This is a genomic window from Tunicatimonas pelagia (assembly GCF_030506325.1).
Taxonomy (GTDB): Bacteria; Bacteroidota; Bacteroidia; order Cytophagales; family Cyclobacteriaceae; genus Tunicatimonas; species Tunicatimonas pelagia.
Genome location: NZ_CP120683.1, coordinates 2,443,405 through 2,461,665, shown reverse-complemented (window position 1 = coordinate 2,461,665; position 18,261 = coordinate 2,443,405). Strand labels below are relative to the sequence as shown.

Here is an 18,261-nt window from a genome sequence, read left to right as displayed (position 1 = left end):
TTTCGCACCTAGCTTTTTCTGATAAACTCAATCTCCGATACCATCGGCGCGCTATCTCGCTTGTTATCATTACTGGGGTTTAGCTTTTCGTAGCGGCGAATAAAATTCATATGTACCTGGCGTATCCATAAGGCTTTGCGTTCCAGCAACGCCTCATAAACCGGGTCTAAGCCGATACCTCTGATAGTGACCTCGTAAAGAGAATGATGCAGGATAATATGTTGATCAATAGGGTCTTCCTCATACTGCATCGCCCCCAAATGCGAATACGCTAAGCTTAAGTGCAGGTGTCCTTCCATCATCAGGTTCAGGTTCTGCGGAATTGTCGTTGAACGTTGCAGACAATCCAGCTTATCCGCCGTTCTCGGTGGCTTAATGGTGCTTGATTTGGGCTTTTTAATTTCTTTCTGGCCCAACTCAATGGAATCAATTCTAAATTGAGAGGTCGTATCCATAATTTTTCGATTTTGGTGGTGGTATATCTATTGAAGCTTCTTTTTCTATCTCCGGCTGCCGTTCGGGTTCCGGCGTTCGCTCATGCCCGTAGTCCGGCACCGGCACTTCCAGTGCCGCCATGCGCCTGCTGGATTGCTGCGCCATTTGCCGCAGTTCGTCCTTATCATCGGTATAAATCGTGACGGCTTCCCGTCCGCGTGAAACGGACACATAGACCTGTTCCTGGTTGGTGGCCGGAAAGGTAGCCGCCGGTTGATGGATAAAGACCCTATCCACCGTTTTACCCTGCGCGGCATAAGAGGTCTGGCAATAGGCATAGTCCCAGTTTTCATGGGATCGAGGAATAAGGTATTGCTTGAGGTTTTTGGCCTTTTTACTGGTACTGGCCGTTTGCGCCCGGATATGGCCGTCTTTGGTCAAGCCAATAACTTCGAGCATCATGCCGTTATCCAGCCGTTCCTTGTTTTTATCCGAGCCGTTTTTAGTAATACGGATAAGGTCACGTTTGGCAATATCCCGCTTGGAGCGCTCATAGACATCAAACCGAGCGGCCTTATCGAGTGGCAACGCCTTGAGACGTCCTTTTTCATTTCGGGTGAGGACTGCTTTTTCTTTGACCTTCACCACCTGAAACTTCCTTCCCTTGACAAAATGCTTGGATATATTGGCATGCGTCTGGATGACGTGACCGGGAACATAGTTGCGACTATCGGCTTTTTCGGCTTCCGTCCATTGCAGGGATTGCAAGCGCGTCAGGGTTCTGCTTTTCCGTCCCAACCGCCCCTTTTCCCGAAGACTGTCGCGGATATGGGCATTGACCTTATCCCGTTCGGCAATTGTCGGTGAAATCACCAGTGCAGACTTGCCCCGTTTGGTGGTTTCCAGATAGCTGTTTGTTAGTTCCTCTATTACATTATCGGTGCCGATTTCCCGAATGGCTCCCATCCGGTCAAGCTGGGAAAAAGCCGGACCGGTACGCCCTTCCGATAAGGCTTCTACCACCTCGCGGTAGTCCTTTTGTTGTTGGCGGTAAATGGTCTTCGTTCCCGTGGCTTTGAGCCCGGCCACATCCTGTAACACCCGGAACGCATCACCACGGGCGACCGAACGATGCTGCCTGGTATCGCCGGACAAGATAAGACGGCAATCCTGTTCCTCGGCCAGTCGTAAAATCCGCACCATATCGCGCGACCCCATCAATCCGGCCTCATCAATCCATACGACCTGATGCTTAATCTGCTTGTGCAGGTCTTTATCGGTGAGCAACTTGGCAATGGTATCCGCTTCTTTAAAGCCTTCCTGCCGGAGGATACCCCGGGCGGCATCCGCCGTCGGGGCGAAGGTATAGACCCGTTTACGATGTTCGTTGAACCCGGCAATGGCTTCCTTAATCATGGTGGTCTTACCCGTCCCCGCCCGTCCCTGAATAAGGGTGACCCGGTCACGGCTCATTAGGACGCGATTGACCGCCTGCTTTTGTTCGGCGTTCAGTTTTTTGTTCTGCCAGTGTCCACGGGGCAAGCGAGAGACTGGATTGAAAATGCCTTGCCCATCCATTGCCCGGTCAACCATTTCCTGTTCTTCAGCCAGTACTTCCGGCGTAGTACAAAGTGCATCCTTTGCCTCATCAAGGCGTACCAGCCGCTCATCCTCGGCAAACTGCCTGTCTAACGCCTCAATGGTCACTTCACGACTGCCTAGCCCATGACGCAACGCTTCCTGTTTTAGCTTGCGTTCGTTCATCACTGACAGGCGTTCAAAGGTATGATGGATGGCATGGGTGACGCATTGCTTGGGTGTTTTGATGGGTGCCCCTTTCCCGCCTTGCCCTTTACGAATAGGATTGGACTTCAGTTGACTGCGCCAGATTTTGCGTAAGTCCTGCATGGTCAGTCCCTTTTGCTTGGCCGCGCGGGTATATGCCCCAAGCTTGTCCAGTTCACTCTTTTTGGTAATGCCTTTGTCTTTCGCCACCTGCCCGATATGGTTGGTACGCTTGGAAAACAGCGCAGTGGCTTCCTTTGACACTTCATCGACTTCAAACGCGCTTTTGGTTTTACGGATGGTATAGCCCATCGCCTGAAGTTTGTCGGCGAGGCGCTTGTGAAACAGGGCTTGGTAATACATCCCGTCTTTCTTAAGAGTGACAAACTGCCCCGCCTTGAAGCGTTGCTCTTCTTTATCAAAGGTCATATTGAACGCATAGCAATGGGCGTGCAGGTGCGGGTCTGGTGGGGCTTCTTTGGTCGGACGGGCGGTCTGGTGGGTAAAGCGTGCCCAGACCATATTGCCCGTTTCCCGGTCATCGTATTGCCCCTTGACTCGGACACGGGTTTGCATATCAGCTTCCATATCCTGCATGGTCGCATCCACGCTGTCCTGAAAGGCATCCAGTATCCGGCTGTCGTTGCCCAGCGCATGCAGGACAGAAACCGACTTGGGACAATGGAAGTTAATGTCATAGCCAACCCGGCGGTTCGGCCTATTGCCGCCCGGCGTAATCGCTTTGCCCGTTTCGGGGTGGCGGTTATCGGCCAGTGCATAGAATTGCTCAGTCTGAACCGGCCCGGACAATCCCAGCATCGCAGCGGCCTTGCCGTGCCAATGGGCGGGGAGTTCCTGGTCGTTCAAGTAATAATCCGATTTGGACAAGCCATCCTGAAAATAGCTTTTGGCCGCCTCGGCGGAGGTAGAGACAATAATACGGATCATATAGGTTTAGTGTAGCGCAGAATAACGATGCTGACAAGATTATATTCCTACGATAGGATTGATTATTTATGGCCTTTGGGGGGCTGCACGTTCTAACAAGTTGAGTTGTTCCACGGTCATCTGAACCCCGGTGGTATCCCGTTCCACCTTGACCAGTTCACCGGCTGGGCTGAACAGACTGTCCACCCGAACGATGGAAGAGGAGCGGCCGACAATATGGTGAAGATGGTGGCGGAAATCATGACGGGCTTTACGTTCACCGAATTGAAACCCGACTAGAAAAACAACTCCGCCAACGGTGAGAAACAAAGCAAGAATTTTGAGTAAGCGACGAGTGAACATAGGGTTCGTGGTTTGTGTTGGATAATAAGTTTTGACCGGCATGAGCTTAGTGTTAAGCAAGCAGATGCCGGGGGTAAAATGAGGCGAAAGTGAAGCGAGAAAAGGAGAGAATGAGAACAAAACAAGATACCGTGGTTATGGTAAGTTTTGTTTTGGTGTGTACAACAGACATCTCCCCTCCGCAGTACCCCAGGAGGAATTTGGGGTTAAATGTCGGGGGCTTTGCCCTCGCTTTTTACCCGGTCCCGGATCTTGTCCAGACTCTGTTCCTGTAGCTCGCGTTCATGACTATATCGCCGCTCATGTGCTTGCCGAGTGACCGTTTGTTGATGCTGATAGACGAAGCTTTCATAGCTCGTTTTATCATCGAGATAGTCTTTGACCACGCTGTCAAATTCCACCTGATGGCGGGCAAACTGCTGATCGGCTTGAGGGTCTGTTTGCGCTTGGTAGTAGCTGTCATGGCGTGCCTTCAACACGGCTTCGGCTACACTGCTATCAAAGGGTTTATCGGGATGCTTGCGCTGCCAGTCCCTCTTGAGAGTGACTTCCAGTTTGAGCTTTTCACGCCCTTGAATGCCCAAAATAAGGTCCGTCATTCGATCATGCTGCCGGGTCGCTTCCCTGCGACGTCTTTCCAAGATATAAGGCCCTTCATCCTGGATCTGGTTGATGGCATTGATTTGACGTCCATGCTTTTCGTACTGTCTACCAAGTTCGCGAGCATGAGCATCACGCATAGCCTGTCTTTCTTTATTTAAAGCGGCACGTGCTGATTCCGCATCTTTGGTAACATCGGTCTGATTAGCGGCAAAGGCTTTATCCTGTTTGTTCATAAAAACGGCGATTAGTCCCATAGACCAACCGCGAACGGTCGGCCTATGGGAGCAAAAGTACATCAGATTAATTGTGGTTCGCCGGAGGGCTTTGTGAGATTAAGTTCCTGACGCATGGCCTCATAAAGGTCTTCGCGCAAATTGGGGTTATTGGGTTTTGGAGCAAGAACAAATACCCCTCGGTGATCACCTACTGGCTCATCTTCCGTAATCACATCTTCTAGTTCCTCAGCCAGAATCATATCATCCATCATGTCCAACATGGCATGATACCCTAATGCATACTTTACGTATGATCGCCAAAAGTAAAGCCCCCCACAAATCATGATTACAAATCCAAACATGGTGGTAAAGGGAATCAGAAAGAACACCAGTCCGATCAAAAAAGCCGTAATTGGTTCATAATACCGGCGAAGGGTCATCTCATCCATGGGGCACCATTCCCTCACCCAGGTAGGCAAACGACCGAACAAGCGATACCAGTATAAGAAAGCTATCCCCTCGGATTTGCTATAACGTTCGGAGTTCATGGTTTGTCCTTTTTTAAGAATATCGTATTTGTGGTAAAGAGAAATCAGCATGACTGCGATACCATACATGACGATAAGCACTTTACTCACCGTCCAGCCCCGTACATCAGAATACTGTACTGAGTACCCAAGATCACGTAGCAGGGGAACTTGCCAGTCCGGGACAAAGACCATAAAGAAGAGCATAATACCCACGGCAGTCAGACAACTTCCTACCGAGAAGTGGCGTTCCCCGAATTTGCGCCGGGTAAACACTTCAATCAACAGGGACGGCCAAGACGAGAGTATGAGAATAAATCCGTACAGTATAGGGCGTAGCATATTCTGACGGGGTAAAACGAGATGAAAACGGTTTTGCTTTTGCATGATGTTTAACATTTATGGTTTGAAAATAATTATGCTTGGGAAAAGGTGACTTTGAGTACATTAGAGCCATTAGCCTTGAAGATGCGCCCCGTCTGCGTGACATAGGCATCCACCTCATAGTTGTGAGGGGAACCACCATTTCGCAGCGCGTGAAATTCTTCGGGTCGTACCTTATAATCGTAGGTTTCGGATGACCCGTGCGATAGGGAAGTGCTCTCACCAATGGACGCCCCTTTATTGCGCCGCCAGTAAACGGTCTGTCCGATCATTCGTGCAGCGTATTCATTGGTCACCGGGTCATCCTGTGCCAGGAAGAACTTAGTGTTAAGATTGGCTATAAGAGCTTTACTCTTATTCTCTCCCATCTGTGCCCCACCAGCAGCCTCATAGGTATTCGGCAGGTTCTGGGTAAGATAGACAGTTGCAACATGGCTACTACGAGCCGTGGCCTGAAACTCACGATCATAGTCGTAATAGAGGGTCTGGTATTCATCCCCAAACAGAAACGCCGGGAGACGGGGTTTCCCTTCTATAACGGTTTGCTCAGCAGTGCGTTGAAACATCAGCTTCATAAGCTTCTGTGCTACAACACCAACTTTGTGAAACACTCGCACCGGCAAGTTCACCACAATGACCTTCCCTTGGAAACAAGCTTCGGGGGTGATGGTCGTCTTATCGCAAAACAAAGCCCGATTAGGTCTGCGGTTGAACTCGGTAAAGAAGTTAGAGAACATTGCTCTAACAATCCCCCGAGTCTTTTCGTGCAAGCGGGCATATTCATAGAGCCAATAAGACTCCAAAACTCTATAATCTTCAATCTCTTCTTCGCTGAGAAGACCGTTTTCTATCTTGTACCGAATGGTACGAAGGGCTTGGTAACAGGCAGAATCATTACGCCATTTCTCTGATTGCAGGTCTTCCTCCGATCCCGGTGCCGATGCCACAATACCGTAGATCGCTTTGGGTGTAAGCTCTTGGCCACTCAACAGTAAAGTCTCTATCGGACTAAGTAGGATTTTGGTTTGCTCACCCTGCCAGAATGCATCCCGGTTATCCTGACCCTGCCCGGCTGTCCCGGCAATCTGGTAGATGACATCCGCCACATTGGCTGCCAGACCACTACCTGGTCCAACCTGAGTGCGCCCGATATAATCTATGAAGTTGAAGACATGAGGACCATCCGGTTCCATGATAATAAGATCATCCAATCGTCCAGTGCTAGCGCAATAGGTTTTCCAGAGATTGGCTTCATCTCTTTTCGAGACCAACACAAGACCACCTAGCCCAAAGCGCAGGAATTGCAGCGCGATATGCTTGCCGGGACCGGAGGTCTTGCCTGAGCCATTGGTACCAACAATCAGAGTGCCCTCAAAAGCATCTTTAAGCGACCAGTGATCTTGAGGCGAAAACGACAGTAGCGGTTCATGTAAGGGGTTTGGCTGCTGGGCATACTTTTTTCGTTTTGAGTATCTGTTTTTTCTCATAGCATTGTGATTTGTGTGAAAGAACAAGAGTAAAAAGGCGATGCGTAATAAACACATCGCCTGAAGAGGAATTTGCAGGACAGTTATTCCCGAACTATCCTGCCACAAAAAACGGGGCAAGGTTAAGCTGCCATCTTGACTAGTAGGTCAGATATAGCCTAACGAATCTTGTTAAGAGCCTGGGTACGGGTACCAACGTTTTTACCATCAACTTTGTACCCATGATCAGTTTTTTCAACCGATCGACCATCTCGCGTTGTACCGGAGTTGCCTTTAGAGCTTCTCAGATAACTTTTCATCGTGGAATCAAATCCCATGTCGTTAGAATTTAAAAGGTGAAACATTCATCAACCGAAATAAAATTGCGCGCACTAGCGATTGACAGAAGTAAAGTTGGCAAAAAAGATTTTGAAGGGCAAAAAAATATGCTTTTCCGAAATTTCTAGATATTCCAGAAAATCAATATATTTCTAGATTTTTCTAAAAATTCTATGCCAGACTAAGGGGAGGAGCTTGCCCTTACTGTGTGCGGGCCGGGCTGTCGCTACTCGACATGCTAAGCGCAAGGCCCTTCCGGTCTCAAACATATCGCTCTATCCCTAAGCCAAAGCCCGCCGCACGATAAGATCATTGTTTGCCAGCAAGATATAACGCGCGGCGGACACGCCCCCTGAACCGTTCGGCATAAAGCTTACGCGCAAAGCCTTGGCTTGTTTATTCCGCTGCGCTTCAGGGCCAGCTTGCCAACACGCAATACCAGCCACTCCGCCGCGCATTATGAGACTTGCTCACAAATCAATGTCTCTCTATCCCCCTAATCCCTGAAAAAATATCTAAGGCTTACAGAGGGAAAGAGCTGTTCTTTACTTTAAAGGTGTAGGCAAAAGGACGGTTTTAGGAATAAAGGGCAGAGTCGTAAAAGTAGAGGTCAACTTCTTTGAGGTGCCGGTAGGAGTTCACTACGCGCTCAACACCACGTTCTATCATGTCATCTTGTGCCGCATAGGGATTACTCATTTCCATACAGATAAGCTCATGGCACAAGCGATAATAGATATGATTACGGGTCTTGTTTAAACCATTGCAACGCATAATGCTTGATGCTGCTTGGCGGGTTTCGTTAGAAAATGCTAACCCTCTGGGTCTTGGCTGGTCATTGTGGACGGCAACATACATAAGTATAAGATAACAGGAAAAGCTAAAAAAAATCAAGAAATATTGGGCAATCGTCATTCCGGCTATGCCAGAACCAATCACCACCACACCATAGGTTTTCGTGGGGTAGTCTCCTTTAAAAGATTAAAAAAATTAGCAGCAACAATCCGTATTCCCGCTTTCTTGCACCGGGGGGCAGGCGACCGTTCCGTAAGAACAATACACACAGCAGTCTCCGGCTTTGGGCTTTATGACTTGCCCGCAGCTTTCACATTCATAGAAATATTGACACGCATCGGTGGGCATGGTTTCTTCTTTCTGGTGTCCGCATTGCGGACAGGTAAGCGTTGATTGTAAAATAATTTCTTGTTCCATGCTTATTGTGATGGGTCTACTTGGTATCCAGTTTCTTCTTCAATAGCTTGGTCAATCGCTTCTATATTAATTAGGGTCGGATCAAACTTGATCTGGGCAATGCCTTGCTCATACGAGGCTTCGGCTTCTATCACTCCATCCAGTTGTAAGGCCGTATGCTTTACATGCTCTTCGCAACCGGTACAGGTCATACCCTGCACCGCGAATTGCGTTTCTTGTAGATCAGATGCCTGAACGATCACGGTTTGATGGTCTGTATTAGGAAAAAAGACATCGGCGTATATGGGGAAGAAGAGCAATGCTCCGGCTACGACGGTAACGATCACCAGAAATTTTTTGGATTGCCAAAAGCTTGGCTGCTCATCGTCTTCACAGGCACAGGCAATTTCTTCGGCGCTCCTGGGCTTGAGTTGTTGATACCAGGCAACACCCAACACAACCACGGTCAATCCAATCAGATACGGGCAAAAAGGTTCTAGCCACGAGAAGGTGGCCGCTACGCCACTGGCACCAGCCACAAAAGCCAGTACTGGGGTGATACAGCAAAGCGAAGCGGTGATAGCGGTTAATACCCCTAAGCTGGCGGCAGAATTTTTAGTCGTCTTCATGATACAGCAATGGTTTTGTTATCGGCAATCATGGCGAAAAAGGGACGAAAGAGCCCGGCGTATTCCGGGGATAGGCGGTAGAAGACGGTTTGGCCTATTTTCTTGGTTTGGACGATTTTCCCGTCTTTGAGCTTACGCAGGTGCTGCGAGATAGCCGATATTTTCATGCCCAGAATATCGCTCAAATCACACACGCATAACTCGGCTTCTTCATCGAGTAGAAACAGAATGTTTAAGCGCACTTCGTTCCCCGCTAGTCCCAAAGCGTTGGATAAGCCAGTCACCGAAGGGCTCACTTGTTCTACACGTTGCTGACAACGTTCAATTTGTTGTTGAGCAGCAAATACCCGGATACATTGATTTTCTTTCATACTACAAATATAGCTTATTTCATTATTTAAGAAAATGCTAAAATACAATTGTGTGATTTACTAAAATGCTTCTTTACCATTTTAGATCGATTTTCTGAAGTGGTCAGCCAGGTTCTTGAGCAACTAGAATTACCATTTACCAGTATCGAATTGGAAGAGATAACACTGGAAGCCGATCTTACCCAAGAACAGCAAGCGCTATATTAGACGACAGCAACGCAAAGCAGGAATCCGTCAAGTGACATTCCGCCAGACTATACGATAGGAAGTTACTTTAGAAATATGCTCATGTTTGAGCTATAGGCTATGTGCAACACCATTGGCGATAGCTAAAAATGCTTGCAAATAGCTTGCAAATAAAAAAGCACTTACAAATTTTACTTCGTAAGTGCTTGATTATCAAGTCGGGGCGGCAGGATTCGAACCTGCGACCCCCTGCTCCCAAAGCAGGTACGCTAACCGGACTGCGCTACGCCCCGAATAGTTTTGGTGAAACCAACGGAATCCCGACTATTTTAAAAGCTTTATATGCAATAACTCAGCCGAGCGGAGAGAGGGGGATTCGAACCCCCGGTACCTGTTACGGTACGCATGTTTAGCAAACATGTGGTTTCAGCCACTCACCCACCTCTCCGTGGAGTTTTGAAGCTATAATTCTTTAAAGGCTGCAAATATAAAACAAGTTTTATTACCATACCAACCGTAACAGGAAAAACAAAAGCTAAAAATTACTTTTCTGACTCATTACAACTTCGCTTGCCTATATTTGCACTTAGTGCTTATTTTTGTCGTTACCTGGATAAGTGAAATTGACATGGATTGGTATCGATCGTTTAGTACAACTGAAATAATATTTCTCACTCTCTTCATCATAGGATACATACTGTACCTAACCAGGGTGATCCGAATCAATCGGGTAATTCCGGTGGGATACCAAGCGGTCGTTTTTAAAGTGGGGCTGCGTATTCTATATTTTGTGCTGTTTCTGGTCGCCCTGCTCGGACCACTGATGGGGAAAGCAACCAAGGAGATTCAAGCGGTGGGTAAAGATATATTTATTCTAGTAGATCTGTCTCAGTCTATGAATGCTAACGATGTGCAACCTAGTCGATTGGAAAAGGTGAAATACGAGTTGAAAGATATTGTAAAGTCGTTTAGTTCGGATCGGATCGGACTGATTATCTTCTCATCCGAAGCATTCATTCAAAGTCCGCTCACCTACGATCAGGGTGCGCTCAATATGTTTATTGATGCGCTGAATACTAGTCTGGTACCTAACTCGGGTACCGACTTCACCCCACCATTGCGTCTGGCACTTGAGAAGTTTGAGAAAGATGAGGAGAACCCATCACAGCAGAAATCGAAGGTACTGTTGCTAATTAGCGACGGAGAAGATTTTGGCGATAACATTTCGGCAGTATCTGAAAAAATTCAGCAGAGCGGAATTCGTTTGTTTACCTTAGGTGTGGGCACGGAGCAAGGTAGTCAATTGGTAGTGAGAGGTGTACCTAAAACTGATCGGTCGGGTAATGTAGTTATAAGTAAACTGAAACCTCAGGCACTACAACAGCTGGCGAATCAGACCAGTGGGCAGTACTTCGAGATTAGTGGTCGGCAAGATGATACCGAACGGCTCATTTCCTCAATTGGCCAGATTGAGGGCGAACTGCGGGATTCGCGTCAGATTGATGCTTCGGCCAATAAGTATTTCTACTTTTTGCTGCTGGGGGTGGGCTTATTTTTGATAGATCATTTGGTGAAACTAAAAACAGTAAGAATATGAAACTGCTGGGCTGGGCTTTGGGCCTTTTACTAGTTATTGGCGGTATTGATGATATTGCTACGATCAACCGGCTGAAAAAGCAAGCGGAAGAAGCGTATCAGCAAGGGGACTACACCCAGGCTGTGCAGTACTACCAACTACTGGTAGATTCTATGCAAGTGCAGGATGAGCGGGTTCGCCTAAATCTGGCTCACGCCCAACTACACGCCGGAGATACCGCTACCGCCCAGCGACAGTACGGTCAACTGATGAATGCGGAAGGGGCTGCTATCAAATCAGTGGCTTACCAACAGCTAGGAAATATCACTACCCAACAGCAGCAGTACGATAATGCTTTGGCAATGTATAAAGAATCACTCAAGGCCAATCCGACCAATGAAGATGCTCGCTATAACTACGAACTGGTAAAGAAGCTGAAGAAAGAACAAGAGCAGCAACAACAGCAATCAGATGATAATCAAGAGCAGTCGGATGAGGAGAAGGATCAGCAGGAACAACAAAATCAGGAGCAAAACGAAGAACAGTCTGAACAGCAGCAAGATCAAGAAGGCGAGTCTACCGATGAGCAAAATCAAGAACAACAGCAGAGCGAATCGGATCAGCAGGAAGGAGATCAGCAACAGTCTAACGAGAGCGAGCCTCAGGAACAGAATACGCAACAGGGCGAAGAGCAAAGTGAAGGTGAGAAAAGTGAAGAAGAAATGTCTAACTCACCGCTATCCGAACGCCTAGAGGAAATGAACATTAGCGAAGAGAAAGCCCGAATGATACTGGAGGCCATGCGAAACAACGAGATGCAGTACATCCAACAAAATCGCCGAAAACCAACTAAGCCCAAAGATCGTTCTAAACCTGATTGGTAACCATCTTACGGAGACGGGAGACCGAAGTCCGGAGTCAGAAAGCTATAGTGATTGACTTACAATGAAAGCTGTGAGCCGTCGACTATGCACTATTAGTTATCAAAAAATGTATTCTCCGGTCTCCGGACTCCTGTTTCCAGTCTCCGCTTTTAACTAAAGAAATATTATGAACACCGCATACATCGTTTCCGCTGTCCGAACTCCCATAGGATCGTTTGGTGGTAGTTTGGCTGGTTTGAGTGCTACCGAACTGGGCACCGCGGCCATTAAAGGGGCTATTCAAGCAGCTCAGATTCCCGAAGATCAGGTAGAAGAAGTACTGATGGGCAACGTGGTATCGGCTAACTTAGGGCAAGCCCCGGCTCGGCAGGCCGCTTTGGGAGCAGGTATTCCCAATACGGTTCCTTGTACCACTGTCAATAAAGTTTGTGCTTCGGGAATGAAAGCGGCTATGTTCGGAGCGCAAGCTATTATGTTGGGGCAAGCTGATATTATCGTAGCCGGAGGGATGGAGAGCATGTCTAATATTCCCTACTATCTTCCGAAAGCCCGCTTTGGTTATAAATACGGAAGCGGAGAGCTGGTGGATGGATTGGAGAAAGACGGGTTGTTTGAGGTGTACAACGGCTTTGCGATGGGTAATTGTGCCGATAATACTGCTAAGGAAATGAACATCTCCCGCGAAGCCCAAGACGAATACGCTATTGAATCGTACAAAAGGGTAGCACAGGCTACTGAAGCCGGACAGCTAAAGCCTGAAATTATTCCGGTAGAAGTTCCGAAGCGTAAAGGTGAACCTCTGCTTCTTACCGAAGACGAAGAGTACAAGCGGGTAAACTTCGAGAAAATCCCTAACCTACGTCCTGTGTTTAGCAAAGAAGGAACCGTAACCGCCGCCAACGCTTCTACCATTAATGATGGCGCGGCAGCTATGATATTAGTAAGTGAAAAAAAGCTAAAAGAACTTGATCTAAAACCCATCGCAAAAATTATTGGTTTTGCTGATGCCGCTCAAGACCCACTCTGGTTTACCACTGCTCCGGCACTGGCGATTCCTAAGGCAATGCAACGAGCGGGAGTCAGTTCGCAGGACGTAGATTATTACGAGATTAACGAAGCCTTCTCGGTAGTAGCTATCGCCAACAATCAAAGGCTAGAACTAGATTCCAGTCAGGTTAATATCTTTGGTGGGGCCGTAGCCCTCGGTCATCCGCTGGGGTGCTCGGGGGCACGTATCGTTACTACCCTTTGCAATGTGCTCCAGCAGCAGGATGCTACTGTGGGGGTGGCAGGTATCTGTAACGGTGGTGGTGGAGCGTCAGCTATGGTGATAGAACGAGTATAATGGCAGCAAATAGTACATTGTAAGAGGGCTTATAGAGTTAAAGCTGTATTTTCTGGTACATTCATTAGATTAATTGTCTAATCAATACAATGGTAAGACTATGAATCTAGTAGATTTTATGCGGACAATATCAGACGAGCTGGAAGGCCAGTTTTCTGAATACGACGAGCATACTTCAGTAATTGTAGTACCTCTCGGAAAAGGGCGTTTTCAGGCCGTACGAGGCAGAATGCAGATGCTTGACGATCAAGGCACTAAAACTATCTCCTTTATTTCTAAAGTGTGCCCTTTCTACGAGCATATGGATCTAGTAGATTTCATGGCGGAAAATAAGAAAATGCTTTACTCTCGCTTTGTGGTAGATGATACCTTCGTTAAGGTGGAAGCTTCGGTTTTTCGGGAGTTTGTCAATGTACAAAACAAAGAATACCTGAAAAGCGCGATCTGTGAAGTAGCTCAAGTAGCTGATAAATGGGAACAGAAGCTTACTGGGTTAGACGTTTTCTAAAAAAAATCGTACAATTGTTACATAAACATTAGCAAGCTGGCTTGCCGCGGGATGTTGGGCATCATATGCTGAACATTACGAGGAAAGTCCGGGCAGCACAGAGTACCGTACTTCCTAACGGGAAGGGTAGATACTGAACCAAGTTCAGGATTTACACAGAAAGTGCCGCAGAAAACAAACCGCCTTCATCTTTCGGGATTGAGGGTAAGGGTGAAAAGGTGCGGTAAGAGCGCACCGCTCCGAGGGTGACTAAGGAGGCAGGGTAAACCTTACGGGCTGAAAGACCAAATAAGTACAGTAGACTAGCGTAGCTGGACGTAGGGTGACTCGCCCTATTCTTTTTTTAAGAGGCTGTACGGGTAGGTCGTTAGACCCCGGTAGCAATGCTGGGGCTAGATAAATGGCAAGAACTCCAGTGCCCTGCACTAGAGCAACAGAACCCGGCTTACAGGCTTGCTTATATTTTTATACTTTTAGTAATTGTATGGCGAAAATTCTTATTATAGACGACGAAAAAGCAATCCGCGGATCGCTACGGGAAATTCTGGAGTACGAGAAGTACGAAGTTGATGAAGCCACTGACGGTGAAGAAGGTCTTCAGATGCTCGCTAAAGGTGACTACGATGTGGCTCTCTGCGACATCAAGATGCCTAAGATGGATGGCATTGAAGTGCTAGAGAAAGCTATGCAACAGGGTGCAGATACCCAATTTATTATGGTTTCGGCTCACGGCAGCATCGAGACCGCAGTAGAAGCCACTAAAATAGGTGCTTACGATTTTGTGCAGAAACCACCCGACCTCAATCGGCTGCTGGTTACCATCAAAAACGCCCTCGATAAATCCGATTTAGTAGAAGAAACCGTAAAGCTCCGCAAAAGGATAGCCGGGGTTAGTGAGATCATTGGCGAATCGGAAGCTATTTCTGCGGTAAAAGAAACCATTGCCCGGGTAGCCCCCACCGAAGCCCGAGTACTAGTAACTGGCCCGAATGGTACGGGAAAAGAATTGGTAGCCAAATGGTTACACGCCCAAAGCAATCGAGCGAAAGCTCCGTTGATAGAACTCAACTGTGCGGCCATTCCTTCTGAACTCATTGAGAGTGAGCTGTTTGGTCACGAAAAGGGTTCCTTTACCTCCGCTCATAAGCAGAAAAAAGGAAAATTTGAGCAGGCTAACGGTGGTACGCTGTTTTTGGATGAAATTGGCGATATGAGCCTTTCGGCTCAGGCTAAAGTACTACGGGCACTACAAGAACATAAAATTACCCGAGTAGGCGGCGATAAAGCCATCAAAGTAGATGTTCGGGTAATTGCGGCTACTAACAAAGACTTAAAGCAGGAGATTGAAGAAAAGACTTTTCGGGAGGATTTGTACCACCGTCTCAGTGTTATCCTCATTCACGTTCCGGCATTAAAAGACCGAAAAGACGATATTCCGCTGCTGGTAGATAAGTTTTTGAATGACATCGCTCAGGAATACAGTGCCCCCGTCAAGAAAATAACTCCCGACGCGATTACCGAACTACAAAGCTTTGAGTGGACCGGAAATATCCGAGAACTACGCAATGTAGTAGAGCGGTTAGTCATTATGTGCGATGCCGAAATTACCGCTTCGGATGTAAAGCGTTTTACTTAATCCGGCAATGCCTTTACCATAATGTTCTTGTAGTACACTTTGCTCTCAGGATCGTGCCCCTGCAAAGCAAATGTTCCGGTATCTAAGTAGCGTCCACTGCTCCCGGCATCTTCTTTTACGTCTTTTGGTTCTACGTATTCGGTGATTATTTCTCCGTCTACCTTAATCGTAACTAAACTATCCTGTACAATAATATGCTGAGTGAACCACTCATTATCATCGGCGGGAGCCCCCCGAACGTCATCTACTCCGTAGAGACTAGCGGTTCGTCGCCAATCCGTATGGGAGTTATTCACCTGTACTTCGTATCCCTTATTCGGCCAACCTTCATCTTGGTATTCAGTGTGAAAGTACATCCCTGAGTTGGCTCCAGGCATCGTCTTGACATCCGCCTTAAACTCAAAATTCTTAAAAGAGTGGTCGTACACATCCCCTACATAAAATAAATGGGCGCGAGGGCCATCCACCACAATCATTCCGTCTTCTACACTAAAGGTTTCCGGGTTTTCACTAGCCTTCCAGCCATCTAAGCTTTTACCATCAAATAGTTTCGTCCAACCGTCTTGTGCCAATAGGCTAAGGTGAACGCTGAGCGATAGAACAGCTAGTAAAACAGTCATCAAGTAAATTCGTCTCATTAAAGTAGGTTGCATAAAGAATAAAAATTAACCGTTTGAAAGTGGAGTGATAAGTTCGGCGTCATCGTTCTGAACATTATTCACTCGTTTGGAAACGGGGTAAGCTCTTAATTTATTATCGTCTAGCGGGCGAAGTACATCCTGTAGGCCTTCGCCGTCTTCCGTATCGCTCAGCCAAAAATCCCAGGCAGCTTCATCCAAAATCACCGGCATTCGGTCGTGAATATCTTTGATAGAAGAAGGAGCCTGCGTAGTAATGATGCTATACTCGGGAGTTCCTGTAGCCGATAGCTCACCCGGCTGCTGCCAGATACCCGCAAAAACAAAGGGCAATTTATCCGCCAAAATGATTCGGTAAGGTTCTTTCCCTTGCGGGGTCTTCTTCCATTCGTAGTAACCGCCCGCCGGCACTAAGCAACGTTGCGAACGAAACGCTCGTTTGAATGTACTTTTTTCGTGAACGGTTTCGGATCGGGCATTAATGAGTCGCTGTCCGCTGGAGCTCTTCGCCCAAAAAGGAATCATCCCCCACTGGTATAAAGTTACCCGGTCAGATTGTTGATTACTTACTACCGGTAAGTGCTGCGACGGAGCAGCGTTGTAATGAGGAGCAAAATCCGGGGGTAAAGCTACCCGGAGCTTTTCTACTAACGTTTCAATTTCGGGTCCAATGCTGTATCGGCCGCACATAGGTTAATGGGTGTTTATTGGGTAAGTTAGGGAAAAAATAGCAAATCTACTTAGCAGGGAGCCGGGAGCTTGGCGGTAGAAGTTAGAAAGTATGGATCGAGAACAGGTATACAGTTGAACTGGGAATTCAATTTAGAGAATTGCTTTACAGAAGTTGTGAGAACGAAGGCAGAAGCTAAAGGCCCAAACTTAGCACAGAATTTAGGAAGTTTTAACCCCTTGCGCCAAGCTCCCAGCCCCTCGCCATCAAATTAAACTATTTAATTTGACATCTACGGCAAATGTTCTAAATTTGCAGTCCTTTAATAAAATAAGCATGGAATTTAAGAAAAATTACGAGACAGTATTCATTTTAACTCCCGTTTTGTCTGAAGATCAGATGAAGGATGCTGCTGCTAAGTTTTCTACTTTCTTGAAAGAAAATGGCGCCGACGTCATTAATGAAGAAAGCTGGGGGCTAAAAAAGCTAGCTTATCCTATCAACCACAAAACCACTGGGTTTTATCACCTAGCCGAGTTTGTGGCCGAACCAACGCTGGTAGATACTTTAGAAACGGAGTATCGTCGCGATGAGCGGGTGATGCGCTTCTTAACGGTATCGCTTGACAAGCACGCCGTTGAGTACAACGAGCGTCGCCGACGAGGAGATTTTAGAAAGGATAAAAAGAAGAAAAACAAAGAAGAAGCCACCGCATGAGTTTACAAAACGAACCAATTAACAGCGACCGCAAAGAGCGTCGCGAGAAGTACTGCCGCTTTAAGAAAGCCGGTATCAACTACATCGACTACAAGGATCCTGACTTTTTGCTAAAGTTCGTCAACGAGCAGGGTAAAATCTTACCTCGCCGAATTACTGGAACCAGTCAGAAATTTCAGCGCAAAGTAACCCAAGCCGTAAAGCGAGCACGCCATTTAGCATTGCTCCCCTACGTAGCTGATTCATTAAAATAGATGTTGGGGATTGAGTTTTAGGAATTAGGGGTTAGACATCTTGTCGCTCCCTAATACCCAACACCTAACCCCCAAAAACCCAATACACACATGGAAATTATACTTCGAGAAGATATAAAAGGGTTAGGCTATAAAGACGACATCGTTACCGTGAAGGGTGGCTACGGTCGTAATTATCTGATCCCTCAAGGATTAGCCATTATCGCTAGTCCTTCCAATAAGAAAATGATTGAAGAGAACGTTCGTCAGGCATCGCACAAAGCCGATAAGGTGAAGAAAGATGCTGAGGATATTGCTGCTAAGCTGGAAGGGGTAACCTTAGAGTTGCCGGCCAAAGCGGGCGAGAGTGGAAAAATATTCGGAGCCGTTACCGTACTTCAGATCGCGGATGTACTGAAAGAGAAAGGCTTTGATATTGACCGCCGACGCATTTCGCTTAATCAGGATATAAAAACATTAGGAGAATACTCGGCTGAGGTTGATTTGCACAAAGAAGTGAAGCAAAACATTGCCATACAGGTAGTAGAAGCCTAAAATCTTCAACCTTTTAATACTAAAAGCCCTAATCATTTTAGGGCTTTTTTCGTTAGTAGAGGCTAAGCTTAGATTTTT

At 47.0% G+C, this 18,261-nt stretch carries 20 protein-coding genes, 2 tRNA genes and 1 other RNA gene; 9 read left to right on the top strand and 14 right to left on the bottom strand.

Translation table 11 applies throughout. From position 1 onward, the window contains the following. Positions 1-8: 8 nt before the first annotated feature. The 12 genes from P0M28_RS10455 to P0M28_RS10400 all read right to left on the bottom strand — a co-directional run bounded on the left by P0M28_RS10455 (position 9) and on the right by P0M28_RS10400 (position 9,869). Positions 9-455: a hypothetical protein gene (locus tag P0M28_RS10455; RefSeq protein WP_302209845.1), complete on the bottom strand. Its 447-nt coding sequence runs from the start codon at positions 453-455 to the stop codon at positions 9-11. Then, the gene (gene mobF / locus P0M28_RS10450; protein WP_302209844.1) at positions 433-3,168 is read right to left on the bottom strand and encodes a MobF family relaxase; all 2,736 of its coding nucleotides are present in this window, start codon (positions 3,166-3,168) and stop codon (positions 433-435) included. The genes P0M28_RS10455 and mobF overlap by 23 nt, the downstream gene beginning before the upstream one ends. 66 nt (positions 3,169-3,234) lie before the next feature. Further along, positions 3,235-3,552: a hypothetical protein gene (locus tag P0M28_RS10445; protein WP_302209843.1), complete on the bottom strand. Its 318-nt coding sequence runs from the start codon at positions 3,550-3,552 to the stop codon at positions 3,235-3,237. A 164-nt stretch (positions 3,553-3,716) separates the two neighbouring features. Then, positions 3,717-4,346: a hypothetical protein gene (locus P0M28_RS10440; RefSeq protein ID WP_302209842.1), complete on the bottom strand. Its 630-nt coding sequence runs from the start codon at positions 4,344-4,346 to the stop codon at positions 3,717-3,719. A 62-nt stretch (positions 4,347-4,408) separates the two neighbouring features. Then, on the bottom strand, positions 4,409-5,197 hold the full coding sequence (locus P0M28_RS10435) for a hypothetical protein (RefSeq protein ID WP_302209841.1): 789 nt from the start codon (positions 5,195-5,197) through the stop codon (positions 4,409-4,411). Between the two features lie 74 nt (positions 5,198-5,271). Then, on the bottom strand, positions 5,272-6,726 hold the full coding sequence (locus P0M28_RS10430) for a type IV secretory system conjugative DNA transfer family protein (protein ID WP_302209840.1): 1,455 nt from the start codon (positions 6,724-6,726) through the stop codon (positions 5,272-5,274). A gap of 894 nt (positions 6,727-7,620) precedes the next feature. Continuing rightward, positions 7,621-7,743 carry a hypothetical protein gene (locus P0M28_RS10425; protein WP_302209839.1) on the bottom strand — a complete coding sequence of 41 codons (123 nt, stop codon included), beginning with the start codon at positions 7,741-7,743 and terminating at the stop codon, positions 7,621-7,623. A 291-nt stretch (positions 7,744-8,034) separates the two neighbouring features. Further along, complete coding sequence (locus P0M28_RS10420) at positions 8,035-8,256, bottom strand: GDCCVxC domain-containing (seleno)protein (RefSeq protein WP_302209838.1); 222 nt, start codon at positions 8,254-8,256, stop codon at positions 8,035-8,037. Between the two features lie 2 nt (positions 8,257-8,258). Further along, positions 8,259-8,864 (bottom strand): mercuric transport protein MerTP, encoded by a 606-nt coding sequence (gene merTP / locus P0M28_RS10415; protein ID WP_302209837.1) that lies wholly within the window; start codon positions 8,862-8,864, stop codon positions 8,259-8,261. Further along, complete coding sequence (locus P0M28_RS10410; RefSeq protein ID WP_302209836.1) at positions 8,861-9,235, bottom strand: ArsR/SmtB family transcription factor; 375 nt, start codon at positions 9,233-9,235, stop codon at positions 8,861-8,863. The genes merTP and P0M28_RS10410 overlap by 4 nt, the downstream gene beginning before the upstream one ends. Before the next feature lie 404 nt (positions 9,236-9,639). Further along, positions 9,640-9,714: transfer RNA gene (locus P0M28_RS10405), tRNA-Pro, on the bottom strand. A 68-nt stretch (positions 9,715-9,782) separates the two neighbouring features. After that, positions 9,783-9,869 (bottom strand) — tRNA-Ser (locus P0M28_RS10400). A 180-nt stretch (positions 9,870-10,049) separates the two neighbouring features. Between P0M28_RS10400 and P0M28_RS10395 the strand changes: the two genes are divergently transcribed. From P0M28_RS10395 to P0M28_RS10370, 6 genes are all read left to right on the top strand, one after another. Beyond that, positions 10,050-11,018: a vWA domain-containing protein gene (locus tag P0M28_RS10395; RefSeq protein WP_302209835.1), complete on the top strand. Its 969-nt coding sequence runs from the start codon at positions 10,050-10,052 to the stop codon at positions 11,016-11,018. After that, positions 11,015-11,881: a hypothetical protein gene (locus P0M28_RS10390; RefSeq protein ID WP_302209834.1), complete on the top strand. Its 867-nt coding sequence runs from the start codon at positions 11,015-11,017 to the stop codon at positions 11,879-11,881. Before P0M28_RS10395 ends, P0M28_RS10390 begins: the two co-directional genes overlap by 4 nt. Before the next feature lie 166 nt (positions 11,882-12,047). Then, positions 12,048-13,226: an acetyl-CoA C-acyltransferase gene (locus tag P0M28_RS10385; RefSeq protein WP_302209833.1), complete on the top strand. Its 1,179-nt coding sequence runs from the start codon at positions 12,048-12,050 to the stop codon at positions 13,224-13,226. A gap of 100 nt (positions 13,227-13,326) precedes the next feature. Further along, positions 13,327-13,734, top strand: a complete 408-nt coding sequence (locus P0M28_RS10380) for a hypothetical protein (protein ID WP_302209832.1) — start codon at positions 13,327-13,329, stop codon at positions 13,732-13,734. 28 nt (positions 13,735-13,762) lie between these two features. Beyond that, positions 13,763-14,198: RNase P RNA component class A (gene rnpB, locus P0M28_RS10375), an RNA gene on the top strand. A 20-nt stretch (positions 14,199-14,218) separates the two neighbouring features. Continuing rightward, positions 14,219-15,370 (top strand): sigma-54-dependent transcriptional regulator, encoded by a 1,152-nt coding sequence (locus tag P0M28_RS10370; protein WP_302209831.1) that lies wholly within the window; start codon positions 14,219-14,221, stop codon positions 15,368-15,370. Here P0M28_RS10370 and P0M28_RS10365 read toward each other — a convergent pair. Then, the gene (locus tag P0M28_RS10365; protein WP_302209830.1) at positions 15,367-16,008 is read right to left on the bottom strand and encodes a 3-keto-disaccharide hydrolase; all 642 of its coding nucleotides are present in this window, start codon (positions 16,006-16,008) and stop codon (positions 15,367-15,369) included. The genes P0M28_RS10370 and P0M28_RS10365 overlap by 4 nt on opposite strands. A gap of 27 nt (positions 16,009-16,035) precedes the next feature. After that, the gene (locus P0M28_RS10360) at positions 16,036-16,698 is read right to left on the bottom strand and encodes an SOS response-associated peptidase (protein WP_302209829.1); all 663 of its coding nucleotides are present in this window, start codon (positions 16,696-16,698) and stop codon (positions 16,036-16,038) included. 316 nt (positions 16,699-17,014) lie between these two features. On the opposite strand from P0M28_RS10360, the gene rpsF reads away from it, so the two are divergent. From rpsF to rplI, 3 genes are all read left to right on the top strand, one after another. Next, the gene (gene rpsF / locus P0M28_RS10355) at positions 17,015-17,395 is read left to right on the top strand and encodes a 30S ribosomal protein S6 (protein WP_302209828.1); all 381 of its coding nucleotides are present in this window, start codon (positions 17,015-17,017) and stop codon (positions 17,393-17,395) included. Beyond that, on the top strand, positions 17,392-17,649 hold the full coding sequence (gene rpsR, locus P0M28_RS10350; protein ID WP_302209827.1) for a 30S ribosomal protein S18: 258 nt from the start codon (positions 17,392-17,394) through the stop codon (positions 17,647-17,649). Before rpsF ends, rpsR begins: the two co-directional genes overlap by 4 nt. 90 nt (positions 17,650-17,739) lie before the next feature. After that, positions 17,740-18,183 (top strand): 50S ribosomal protein L9, encoded by a 444-nt coding sequence (gene rplI, locus P0M28_RS10345; protein ID WP_302209826.1) that lies wholly within the window; start codon positions 17,740-17,742, stop codon positions 18,181-18,183. Positions 18,184-18,261 lie beyond the last annotated feature (78 nt).

Bases quoted from the DNA above. Each gene is read 5' to 3' on its own strand.
- P0M28_RS10455 (WP_302209845.1), bottom strand. From the start codon at position 455: ATGGATACGACCTCTCAATTTAGAATTGATTCCATTGAGTTGGGCCAG.
- mobF (WP_302209844.1), bottom strand. From the start codon at position 3,168: ATGATCCGTATTATTGTCTCTACCTCCGCCGAGGCGGCCAAAAGCTAT.
- P0M28_RS10445 (WP_302209843.1), bottom strand. From the start codon at position 3,552: ATGCCGGTCAAAACTTATTATCCAACACAAACCACGAACCCTATGTTC.
- P0M28_RS10440 (WP_302209842.1), bottom strand. From the start codon at position 4,346: ATGAACAAACAGGATAAAGCCTTTGCCGCTAATCAGACCGATGTTACC.
- P0M28_RS10435 (WP_302209841.1), bottom strand. From the start codon at position 5,197: ATGCTACGCCCTATACTGTACGGATTTATTCTCATACTCTCGTCTTGG.
- P0M28_RS10430 (WP_302209840.1), bottom strand. From the start codon at position 6,726: ATGAGAAAAAACAGATACTCAAAACGAAAAAAGTATGCCCAGCAGCCA.
- P0M28_RS10425 (WP_302209839.1), bottom strand. From the start codon at position 7,743: ATGAGTAATCCCTATGCGGCACAAGATGACATGATAGAACGTGGTGTT.
- P0M28_RS10420 (WP_302209838.1), bottom strand. From the start codon at position 8,256: ATGGAACAAGAAATTATTTTACAATCAACGCTTACCTGTCCGCAATGC.
- merTP (WP_302209837.1), bottom strand. From the start codon at position 8,864: ATGAAGACGACTAAAAATTCTGCCGCCAGCTTAGGGGTATTAACCGCT.
- P0M28_RS10410 (WP_302209836.1), bottom strand. From the start codon at position 9,235: ATGAAAGAAAATCAATGTATCCGGGTATTTGCTGCTCAACAACAAATT.
- P0M28_RS10395 (WP_302209835.1), top strand. From the start codon at position 10,050: ATGGATTGGTATCGATCGTTTAGTACAACTGAAATAATATTTCTCACT.
- P0M28_RS10390 (WP_302209834.1), top strand. From the start codon at position 11,015: ATGAAACTGCTGGGCTGGGCTTTGGGCCTTTTACTAGTTATTGGCGGT.
- P0M28_RS10385 (WP_302209833.1), top strand. From the start codon at position 12,048: ATGAACACCGCATACATCGTTTCCGCTGTCCGAACTCCCATAGGATCG.
- P0M28_RS10380 (WP_302209832.1), top strand. From the start codon at position 13,327: ATGAATCTAGTAGATTTTATGCGGACAATATCAGACGAGCTGGAAGGC.
- P0M28_RS10370 (WP_302209831.1), top strand. From the start codon at position 14,219: ATGGCGAAAATTCTTATTATAGACGACGAAAAAGCAATCCGCGGATCG.
- P0M28_RS10365 (WP_302209830.1), bottom strand. From the start codon at position 16,008: ATGAGACGAATTTACTTGATGACTGTTTTACTAGCTGTTCTATCGCTC.
- P0M28_RS10360 (WP_302209829.1), bottom strand. From the start codon at position 16,698: ATGTGCGGCCGATACAGCATTGGACCCGAAATTGAAACGTTAGTAGAA.
- rpsF (WP_302209828.1), top strand. From the start codon at position 17,015: ATGGAATTTAAGAAAAATTACGAGACAGTATTCATTTTAACTCCCGTT.
- rpsR (WP_302209827.1), top strand. From the start codon at position 17,392: ATGAGTTTACAAAACGAACCAATTAACAGCGACCGCAAAGAGCGTCGC.
- rplI (WP_302209826.1), top strand. From the start codon at position 17,740: ATGGAAATTATACTTCGAGAAGATATAAAAGGGTTAGGCTATAAAGAC.